The 9,307-nt window shown below is 62.0% G+C and carries 8 protein-coding genes and 3 pseudogenes; 6 read left to right on the top strand and 5 right to left on the bottom strand.

Annotated elements, in window-relative coordinates; translation table 11 throughout:
* A partial coding sequence (locus tag IEX32_RS19545) for an ATP-binding protein (RefSeq protein ID WP_188773216.1) occupies positions 1–493 on the top strand: 493 nt, incomplete at its 5' end.
* Positions 494–574: 81 nt separating this feature from the next.
* On the opposite strand, the pseudogene IEX32_RS19540 reads toward IEX32_RS19545, so the two are convergent.
* Positions 575–1,149, bottom strand: a pseudogene (locus tag IEX32_RS19540) (IS5 family transposase); the annotation flags it as partial.
* A 493-nt stretch (positions 1,150–1,642) separates the two neighbouring features.
* Positions 1,643–2,155, bottom strand: coding sequence for a MarR family winged helix-turn-helix transcriptional regulator (locus IEX32_RS19535; protein WP_188773215.1), 513 nt, complete (start codon positions 2,153–2,155; stop codon positions 1,643–1,645).
* 133 nt (positions 2,156–2,288) lie between these two features.
* Here IEX32_RS19535 and IEX32_RS19530 point away from each other — a divergent pair, with 133 nt between their 5' ends.
* From IEX32_RS19530 to IEX32_RS19520, 3 genes and pseudogenes are all read left to right on the top strand, one after another.
* On the top strand, positions 2,289–3,485 hold the full coding sequence (locus tag IEX32_RS19530; protein WP_188773214.1) for a cytochrome P450: 1,197 nt from the start codon (positions 2,289–2,291) through the stop codon (positions 3,483–3,485).
* Positions 3,486–4,303: 818 nt separating this feature from the next.
* Entirely contained in the window at positions 4,304–5,230 is a 927-nt protein-coding gene (locus tag IEX32_RS19525; protein ID WP_188773213.1) for a DUF7146 domain-containing protein, read from the top strand.
* Between the two features lie 32 nt (positions 5,231–5,262).
* Positions 5,263–5,873 (top strand): annotated as a pseudogene (locus IEX32_RS19520) (ParB/RepB/Spo0J family partition protein); the annotation flags it as partial.
* Between the two features lie 72 nt (positions 5,874–5,945).
* On the opposite strand, the gene IEX32_RS19515 reads toward IEX32_RS19520, so the two are convergent.
* Positions 5,946–6,167, bottom strand: a complete 222-nt coding sequence (locus IEX32_RS19515; protein ID WP_188773212.1) for a CDGSH iron-sulfur domain-containing protein — start codon at positions 6,165–6,167, stop codon at positions 5,946–5,948.
* A gap of 280 nt (positions 6,168–6,447) precedes the next feature.
* Between IEX32_RS19515 and IEX32_RS19510 the strand changes: the two genes are divergently transcribed.
* A complete protein-coding gene (locus tag IEX32_RS19510; protein WP_188773211.1) occupies positions 6,448–6,813 on the top strand; it encodes a carboxymuconolactone decarboxylase family protein in 366 nt (121 codons plus the stop codon).
* A gap of 139 nt (positions 6,814–6,952) precedes the next feature.
* Positions 6,953–7,762 carry a hypothetical protein gene (locus IEX32_RS19505; RefSeq protein WP_188773210.1) on the top strand — a complete coding sequence of 270 codons (810 nt, stop codon included), beginning with the start codon at positions 6,953–6,955 and terminating at the stop codon, positions 7,760–7,762.
* A 21-nt stretch (positions 7,763–7,783) separates the two neighbouring features.
* Here the strand turns inward: IEX32_RS19505 and glyA are convergent, their stop codons facing one another.
* Together glyA and IEX32_RS19495 are read right to left on the bottom strand one after the other, a co-directional pair.
* The gene (gene glyA, locus IEX32_RS19500; RefSeq protein ID WP_188773209.1) at positions 7,784–9,103 is read right to left on the bottom strand and encodes a serine hydroxymethyltransferase; all 1,320 of its coding nucleotides are present in this window, start codon (positions 9,101–9,103) and stop codon (positions 7,784–7,786) included.
* Between the two features lie 56 nt (positions 9,104–9,159).
* A pseudogene (locus IEX32_RS19495) lies at positions 9,160–9,307 on the bottom strand (electron transfer flavoprotein subunit alpha/FixB family protein); the annotation flags it as partial.

The following is a 9,307-nucleotide window of genomic DNA, read 5'->3' as shown; positions in this document are numbered from 1 at the left end:
CTTCGCCTTCGAGGCCGTGCCGATGATCTCCAAGGCCCAGGTCATGGCGCTGTGCGCCGGCGATGGCTGGCTCGAACAGGGGGCCAATCTCATCCTGTTCGGCCCGCCGGGCGGCGGCAAAAGCCATCTGGCGGCAGCGATCGGCCTTGCGCTGGTGGAGAATGGTTGGCGAGCCCTGTTCACCCGAACCTCCGACCTCGTTCAGCGTCTGCAGGTCGCTCGGCGCGAACTCTCGCTCGAATCCGCCATTTCCAAGCTCGACAAGTATCACCTGCTCATCCTCGACGACTTTGCCTACGTCTCGCGCGACCAGGCAGAAACCTCGGTGCTCTTCGAGCTGATCAGCGCGCGCTACGAACGCAAATCGCTGCTCATCACCGCCAACCAGCCATTTGGCGAATGGAACCGCGTCTTCCCGGACCCCGCAATGACGCTCGCGNAGGCCATCCGCGACAATCAGGATGAGAACGAGGCCCTTGCCAGCGACAATTAAAATCGGCACTCAATGACGCGCCGCGACAATCACATTCTCATCCTGATTGACGCGCAAACCTCATCCAGTTTGTCGCGCTACAGACTTTGGCGGGATATTGGCGAACGCCCCCTTCTCGCGGAGAGAAGCCCGGATGCGATCCGCATCGTAGGCCTTGTCAGCGAGCACGATGGTTCCAGCTCCCACATGGTCAAGCAGTCCGTCAGCCGCCTGCCCGTCGTGCCTTTGTCCAGCGGTCAGGCTCAGTCGGATCGGGAGGCCTTGCCCGTCGACAACCGCGTGGATTTTGGTCGTGAGCCCGCCTCGGGAGCGACCGAGACAATGATCTCGATCCCCCTTTTTGCAGTCGCGGCCTGTTGATGGGCGCGAACGGAAGTGCTGTCGATCATCTGGATGTCGTCGTCGTGGGCAGCGGTGATGCCATCCATCATCCGGTCCCAGACGCCCGCCTTTCGCCATCTTACGAAGCGGTTGTAGCAGGTGGTGCGCGGCCCATAGCGCTCCGGCAGGTCACGCCAAGGTGCACCCGACCGAAGCACCCAGAAGATGCCGTTCAGTACGCGCCGGTCATCGACGCGCGGCACGCCTCGAGGTTTGTTCGGCAGCAGCGGCTCGATCACGCGCCATTCGAAGTCAGTCAGATCATATCGGCTCATCGAGAGCCTGAATCACATTTCTAGCTGCCTGGAAAGACTATGCATCGGATGAGCCGCACCGACCGTTTTCGACTTTGAACTTGAAGCTCTGAACCGCTCCGGGCGTGACATAGCCAACCGTGCAATCCACGGCCTGCTGGTTTGGAAAGTGGACTCTAATGACCCCATCACCTTCGCAGCGGATGGGGATCACGCCAGCGAACCGCTCTCCCGACCGCGTCAGCTGAGCAGATTGGCCACAAAGGGTGAGTTCCGCTGATGCCGCTCCGGCAGCCTGAACCTCAAAGCTGTTCGCAACTCGATCGCAGCCCATGGCCAGCAGTGGGATCAGAAGGACGAGTGCTCTCATGGGTATCAAGATAACGCCAATGACCCTTATCGGCCACCGCTACATTTTATGAGTTCACGGCCTAGACAGGCGGACGCAAGATTCGTCCGCCTGTTCCCTCGTCAGGGTTGGCGGGTTTCCATTCAAACGATGATCTGACCGGGTTCAGCCCTCCGGCCGTTGCAGCATGTCTTTCACTGACCGGACGTTGGCCTCCAGCCTGTCGAGCAGCGCGAACAACAGCTCGACGTCGATCCCCTCCACGATGGCGGAGTAATACGGAACAACGTCGGCCCGGATCTGATCGTAAAACTGCGCTCCGACTGTTGTCAGGAAGACCATCAGGGTTCGTGTGTCTTCCAGTCCCTTTCTGCTGGCGACGAGTCCACGCTTTTCCATCGATTTGATCCGGCGACTGATCCATGCCTTGTCCACGCCAAGGTCGCGGCTGACGGTGCTGACCGATGCTTCCGAACGAGCCTTGAGGTAGCCCAGAATACGCAGTTCCGTGATGTTGAGAAAATGCCCGTCGCTCAGCATTGCGCGCGCGCATTCCTCGACGATGGCGGCGGTGGCGGAAAGGCGCACCGTGACGAAGGCATCGAACGTCAAGCCATCAGGTGGAAACTTTGCTGCACCCGGCTCCGTTCTCAGGTCGATCGTGGTGTTCTTGCCCATTTGGGGAGCAGTGCCAGAACTGAGCTCCCCTGCCAATCGTTGTCTTGACAACAAATGTGCGGGCTGTCACTCCACAGAGATCGAAACGAGACGCATCGTCTAGTGATTTGCTGGGCATGCGATGGGAGAGATCATGGCCGACCAATTGCAGCCCGCGAAGGTGTTCCCACCTGAGACTTCCAAGGATCCAAGCGCTTTCGTCACTACCGACGAATGTTACGAGGCGTACAATGAGCTTCGCAATTGCCCCGTTCAGCACGCCGATGCGATGGGGGGGTTCTACTGGGTCACGCGTTATGGCGATGTCGCTTCGGCCGTGCGCGATGGCAAGACCTTCTCGTCAGCGGTGAAGGGCGTATTGCTGCCTGCCGATCCCGATGCGCCACGCATTTTTGCGTTGGAGCAGGAGGCACCGGAACACATGGCCGCTAAGCGACTGTACATGGAGGCTTTCAGCCCCAAGCGCCTCGTCGCGCTCGAGCCGAGGCTCGTGACCATTGCCAACGATCTGATCGACAAGTTCGCGGCCAAAGGAGAATGCGACCTGATCGCCGATTTTGCACATCCGTTCCCCGTTCTGGGCGTCTGCTCAGCGATCGGGGTGAAACACGTCTCGATCGAACGGATCAAGACGGTTTCCAGCGAATTCGGAAAAAGCCCGGAACGCCGCCAGGAAGTGATCATGGAACTGGGCGGACTGGTACTGGAGGAACTGATCCGCAGGCGCGCGGCACCTAGCGACGACTACCTCTCGAAAATCGCGAATGCGGAACTGAACGGTCGCAAGCTGAACGATGACGAACTGGCGCGGTTCATGGTCGGATTTTTCACGGCGGGGCACGAGACGACGACTTCCACGCTTGGTTCGCTGTTGTTCCACAGCTTGCAGCGACCCGATCTGATCAAGCGAATGCTGGAAGACCAGGCATTCCTTGCAGCTGCAATCGAGGAAGCAACCCGTCTCAATCCGCCGTTCCATGCCTTCCACCGCACGACGACGACGGAGACGGAGATCGGTGGCATGACCGTGCCGCAGGATGCGACCGTCAGGCTCTGCTACGCATCGGCCAATCGCGATCCCGAGGTTTATGAGAGGCCGGACGAGTTCGACCCTGACCGCGAGGCGAAGCCGCATTTCGGGTTCGGCGGAGGCCGCCATTTCTGCGCGGGTGCACCTTTGGCACGGTTCGAGATGGCCATTGCGTTCCGGGTTCTGCTCTTGCGCCTGCCCGACATCCGCTTGTCATCGGACAATATGGAGTATCTCTATAAGGACGGCGTTTTCGCTACACCGGTTTCATTGGAGGCTAAGTTCACGCCTAGTCACTAGCAGCACTTTCAACAGCCCTGAGGTGGTCCCGCCTTTCAGTTTGGTGGCTGAGTTAAGCTAATCCCGGTTGTCGTTCATGCCGCCTGTTTGATCATCAGATCGTGGAGGGGCATGCCCCCCCACGATCTAATTGCCCGATCTGCCGGTAGGCCTCGACCGAGGTTCTCCCGGCAAGGCCTAAGTACGGACGGTAGTGTTGTGATAGGTGATCCACCGGCCAAGGTTCTCGATGACGCAGCGGCGGCTAGTGCTACGCCGGCGCCTCAGGCAGAACCGGTCAAGATTGCCGAACCCATTGGCAAGGCGCCGGCGGAAAAGCTGGCCAAGAAGCGGCGTATGGCCAGGCTGCCCGCGGCCGAGGTCAAGTCTTCGGCCGCAGTCCCGGTACCCGCGAAGGACGCTGAGACGGAACGTACGAGCCCGGATGCATCGCAGAAGTCCAGGCCTGCAAAGTCCAGGCCTGCAAAGTCCAGGAAGGCGGGCGGAGCTCCGGCTACGACCGATGGGGCAAATGCCAAACCTGCCCGCAATAGAGCGCAAAATGTTGTCGGCAGTGTTTGACTGAGCAAAATCGAACTGCATGGACGCAGGTCGCACGACCACTTCTGCGACGCTGTGCGTGCCGCCCACGAACGGGATGCACGGCGCGTGTTCCTCGCTGGATTTCCGGGAATTGTGGCTAACGGTGCGCGCCGAGGGGTAATCCGGCGCGCCCAAAAAGGGGCCAATGTCCTGCACGGTGGCGCACTCATTCGTTTCTCCGGGAAACGGGAAGTTTGTGGAGGTGAGGGGAGGGCAGGTGCTTTTCGGGAGGGATCATGCCCACCATACCCTGCCTTCGCCAGACGCAAGACCTCAAGTCGCAGGCGGAAGATCTCGTCAAACGCCTCGGCGGGATTTGGTTGCCTGGTGGCGCGATGTGCCGATGCCCCGCACATGACGACCGCACGCCCAGCCTCTCGGTTCGCATCGGCGAGAAGGCGCTGCGGCTCAAATGCTTCGCGGGCTGCGATACGATCGATGTCATTCGCGCGATCAGAAGGCTCGAAATACGTGTCCCGTCGGGCAGTCTGCGAGCTTCCATCCCGTCCGCAACCGAAGCGAGCCCAGGATGGCTGCGCCGGCGTGCGCTTGACCTGTGGGACCAGGCCCGTCCGATAACCGGGACGCCGGCCGAGATTTACCTCCAGCGCCGCGCCATAAAGCCGTTATCGCCCGCCTTGCGGTATCACCCGCGAACGCCGCTTGGTGGAGGCAAACTGGCGGTATTCCGGCCCGCCTTGATCTCGGCGCTCCACGAACGATCCCGCCTCGTCGCGCTCCAGCGGACATTCCTCGATGCGCATGAACCGCGCCGCGCCCGCGACCTTGCCAATCCGCGCCGGATGCTGGGGCTTCCGGGACGAGGCGCGGTCGTGCTCGCGCCGGCAACCCAAACGCTGGGCCTCGCCGAAGGCATCGAAACCGCACTCTCGGCCATCGCCTTATTGGGAATCCCGGTCTGGGCTACGCTCGGGAGCGAACGGCTCGCCCGCATCGCCATTCCTGATACGGTCACGCGGCTGATCCTGCTGCCCGACAATGATCGCGGCGGGCGGATCGGCGCGGCCAAGGCTGCGCAAGCCCATACGATGCCGGGCAGAACCATCGAAACGCTCTGGCCGCCTCAAGGCTTCAACGACTGGAACGACGTGCTGCGCGCAAAAAGGAAGGGGGTGGGAGACCGGACGCGGCAAGCGGCCTGAATGGTCGGGCCTCGTCCGCCAGGAGAATTTCCATGTCCCAGTCCATTATTCTCGTCCCGGCATCAAAGCTGACCAAGTCGCCGAGCAATGTGCGCAAGACCAGCGATCCCGAGGCCGACGCCCAACTCGAGGCCAGCATCGTCGCGCGCGGCATGCTCCAGAACCTCATTGGCCTCCCCGTGGCGCGCAAGAAGGGGCACTACCGCATCACCGCCGGCGGCCGCCGGCTCGATGCCGTCCACCGCGCGATCGAAAAGGGCGATCTGCCCGCCGATACCGAACTGCCGGTCATGGTCGTTACTGAGGCGGGCGACGCGGTCGAGATCAGCCTCTCGGAGAACTTCTTCAAGCTCTCAATGTCGCCTGCCGACGCCTGCCGTGCGTTCCAGGACATCATCGAAATGGAAAAGAAGACGCCCGCTGACATCGCCAAGCGCTTCGGTCTCACCGAGCGCTTCGTGCTCGGCCGCCTGCGCCTCGCCAATCTTGCTGAGCCTGTATTCGAGGCCCTGCGCGAAGGCGCGATCACGCTCGATGTGGCCGTGGCTTATGCCAGCACGTCGGACACCGCGCGCCAGGCCTCGGTGTTCGAGCAGTTGGGCAGGGCTACTACCGTGCCAATGTCGGTGAGGGTGGACGTCAAACTCCGGCGAAAATGCCAGCGCCGCGCGCGGCGCCTGAACGGCTGCGTGCGCAGAAGACCTGAGTAACGCAGTTAGCCGGAGCTCACAGCGGCTTCTGCCGCTTGGAATCCGATCTTGGAATGCTGACCGTCGCAGAATGGTTTGGTGATCGACGCCCCGCAGCGACAAAGGAAAACTCGGCGCTTGCCCTGGACGTCATAGAGCTGGCCATCTCCATCGCGTAACTCCAGCTGGCTCAAATCCCCGGTCAGGAGATACGGTCCATTTTTTGTTGCGACAATTTCCACCGTCATCGGAGCCTCCCGATCGTCTGTTACGTGGGCTGCGCTCGTCCCGGCCGCCCGGTCACATCCACTGGTATATCGCTCGGCGGGGACTGAGGAAATGGCCAAATCGTCAATGACGGCCGGACCAGCCACCGTTCCGGCGAGGCTTGCAGCACATGGGCGCTTTCTCGCCACGGCGTGGACGCAGCCAGCGGGTGGCTCACAAGCTGCGGCAAAACGGCAGGCGAAACCACTCTCAACCGAGACCGTTACCCTGATAGGCTTGAGCAAGCGCAAGGAGGGTCCCATGGCCAAAAAACCACGCGAACTGTCGGACGCTCCAAAGGTGAAGCTTCCGCGAGCCGCGGCGAGCATCGCACAAGCCAACCCCGAGCTGTGGGAGGCCTATCAACGGCTGGGTGCGTTGGTCGGCGCGGCGGGTCCATTGGAAGCCCGTGAGCGCAGGTTGATCCATCTTGCCTATGCTCTTGGGTCTGCTTCGGAAGGAGCAGCCCACTCGCACGCGCGTCGGGCCTTGTCCGAAGGCATTTCAGAAGCGGAACTTGAGCATGTCGCGATCCTGTCGGCGACGACCCTGGGCTGGCCTCAGGCCGTTCGTGCGCTGACAATTGTGCAGGATGTGACCGATGCAGGCAAAGACGCGGCGGATTAGGCGGCCGCGTCCGAAAGGGTCCGTTGCCGAGGTTTTTGGCGGTCGTTCGTCGGCGTTTCCCAGGCTCGCCGCATTTTTTTCCGTTCGGGCGGATTAATGGCCGCGGCTCAACCGTTTTTCCGATGAACAATCGGGAGTGATGGACATGCGCGGCTTGCCACTGTTGGCTATTCTTATCTCTGGCACGGCCCTTGTGCCCATGCAGGCAGGAGCACAGGATCCGCAACAAACGGGCGCTCCGATGGCCGTCGAAACATCCACCGGCCTTGATTATGAGGAGGGTGATTACGGAACCGATCAAAAAATCAGCAGGCTTTCCGTGCCAGCCACGGTGAAAGTCACCACCGGGCGTCTGCAACTGGCGGCAAGCCTCCCTTACATGCGGATCGAGGGGCCGGGCAATGTCGTAGTCGGGGGGGGGCTGCTGGGCCTGCCGATCATCGTCGATCCGACAATACCCCCCGGCGGGCGAATCCGCCGCGAAGGCGTCGGCGATCTCACGCTCGGCGCGTCCTATGCGGTCCCCACAAGGGTTGCCGACCTCACCCTGTCCGGTGAGGCCAAGCTGCCGACCGCCGGCAAGAACCTCGGCACCGGGAAAACCGACTTTGCGCTCGCGGCGGAAGTTTCCAAAAGCTTGGGCAACGTCACGCCCTTTGTCGGTGTCAGCTACACCATGCCCGGCGACCCCGACGGATTTTCGCTTCGCAACAGCCTTTCGCTGCGCGGCGGCATTGCCGCCAGACTGGGTGAGCGCACAAGGGGCTATGTCGCCTACAGCCGTGCGCAGAGCGTCAGCGACAGCCTGCCCGATGAACAGCAGGTCACCACCGGGGTGGACACGGCGGTGGCGAGGGGGCTCTCCCTGGGTGTCTACGGCACGGCGGGCCTCTCGGAGGGCGCGCCGGATGCCGGGGCGGGCATCCGGCTCGGCGTCCGCATCAAGTAGGGGCAGGTGCTCGTCCGGACGCTACGTGGTGTATTCCAGTCCGCTGTAGATCGGGAAACGGGCGCAGAGATTCTCCACCCGCATGCGAACCGATTGTTCGATCTGCGCGTCGCCCGCCTCACCGTTTTTCCTGAGGCCATCGACCACTTCGGCGATCAGCAGGCCGATTTCGCGGAACTCGTCGGTGCCGAAGCCTCGGGTCGTTCCGGCGGGTGTGCCAAGACGAATCCCCGAGGTGACGAAGGGCTTTTCGGGATCGCCCGGAATGCTGTTCTTGTTGCAGGTGATCGCCGCGCGATCGAGCGCATGTTCGGCATGCTTTCCCTTGGCTTCGTAGGGGCGCAGATCAACCAGCATCAGGTGGTTGTCGGTGCCTCCCGAAACGATGCCCAGCCCTTGTTCCATCAGGCTTTCCGCCAGCGCCCTGGCATTGGCCTGCACGGCGGCCGCATAAGCTGCGAACTCCGGCGTCATCGCTTCCGCGAAAGCCACTGCCTTGGCGGCGACGATGTGCATCAGCGGGCCGCCCTGAAGTCCGGGGAAAATCGCGCTGTTGATCTTCTTCGCAATGGCTTCGTCGTCCGACAGGATCAGGCCCGAGCGCGGACCCCGCAGCGACTTGTGCGTGGTCGTGGTGGTGACATGTGCATGCGGCACCGGCGAGGGATGGACGCCGCCCGCTACCAGTCCGGAGAAATGCGACATGTCCGCCAGCAGATATGCACCCACCTCGTCCGCGATCTCGCGGAAGCGGGCAAAATCCCAGAAGCGTGAATAGGCCGTGCCGCCGCAGATGATCAGCCTGGGCCTGTTCTCCCGCGCGATGCGGGCTACTTCGTCCATGTCGATGCGCTGGTCGTTCTCGCGCACGCCATAGGGAACGGGCTTGAACCACTTGCCGCTCATGTTCACCGGTGATCCGTGCGTGAGGTGACCGCCCGAGTTGAGGTCCAGCCCCATGAAAGTATCGCCCGGCTGCAGCAGCGCCAGGAACACCGCCTGGTTCATCTGGCTCCCGGAATTGGGTTGCACATTGGCGAACTGCGCGCCGAACAGCTTCTTCGCCCGCTCGATTGCGATCGTCTCGATCTCGTCCACGTATTCGCAGCCGCCGTAATAGCGTTTTCCGGGATAGCCTTCGGCATACTTGTTAGTCAGGATCGAACCGGCGGCTTCCAGCACCGCCTTGGAGCAAATGTTCTCCGACGCGATCAGTTCGATCTTGTCACGCTGGCGGCCCAGCTCCTTGCCGATCCAGGATGCGATCTCGGGATCACGCGTGCCCAGGCTGGCGGTGAAGAAGCCCTCGGGGCGGGTGGGATGATCGAGAATGGTGGCCATCGGTTGCTCCATAATTTGGGTCCAGCGGCGGCGGTAATCGCTGCGCGGGGAAAGTCTCACAGGGTTCCGGTCAGTTCCGGCACGGCGTTGAAGAGGTCTGCGACGAGGCCGATGTCGGCGACCTGGAAGATGGGGGCGTCCTCATCCTTGTTGATGGCGATGATGGTCTTGGAATCCTTCATGCCGGCAAGGTGCTGGATCGCG

It is taken from the genome of Novosphingobium endophyticum (genome assembly GCF_014640675.1).
GTDB classification, from domain to species: domain Bacteria; phylum Pseudomonadota; class Alphaproteobacteria; order Sphingomonadales; family Sphingomonadaceae; genus Novosphingobium; species Novosphingobium endophyticum.
Note: the sequence above shows the minus strand (reverse complement) of the source record. Positions and strands in the feature narration are given on the sequence as shown.

Coding starts and splice junctions, on each gene's coding strand:
- IEX32_RS19535 (WP_188773215.1), bottom strand. CDS start 2,155: ATGGGCAAGAACACCACGATCGACCTGAGAACGGAGCCGGGTGCAGCA.
- IEX32_RS19530 (WP_188773214.1), top strand. CDS start 2,289: ATGGCCGACCAATTGCAGCCCGCGAAGGTGTTCCCACCTGAGACTTCC.
- IEX32_RS19525 (WP_188773213.1), top strand. CDS start 4,304: ATGCCCACCATACCCTGCCTTCGCCAGACGCAAGACCTCAAGTCGCAG.
- IEX32_RS19515 (WP_188773212.1), bottom strand. CDS start 6,167: ATGACGGTGGAAATTGTCGCAACAAAAAATGGACCGTATCTCCTGACC.
- IEX32_RS19510 (WP_188773211.1), top strand. CDS start 6,448: ATGGCCAAAAAACCACGCGAACTGTCGGACGCTCCAAAGGTGAAGCTT.
- IEX32_RS19505 (WP_188773210.1), top strand. CDS start 6,953: ATGGACATGCGCGGCTTGCCACTGTTGGCTATTCTTATCTCTGGCACG.
- glyA (WP_188773209.1), bottom strand. CDS start 9,103: ATGGCCACCATTCTCGATCATCCCACCCGCCCCGAGGGCTTCTTCACC.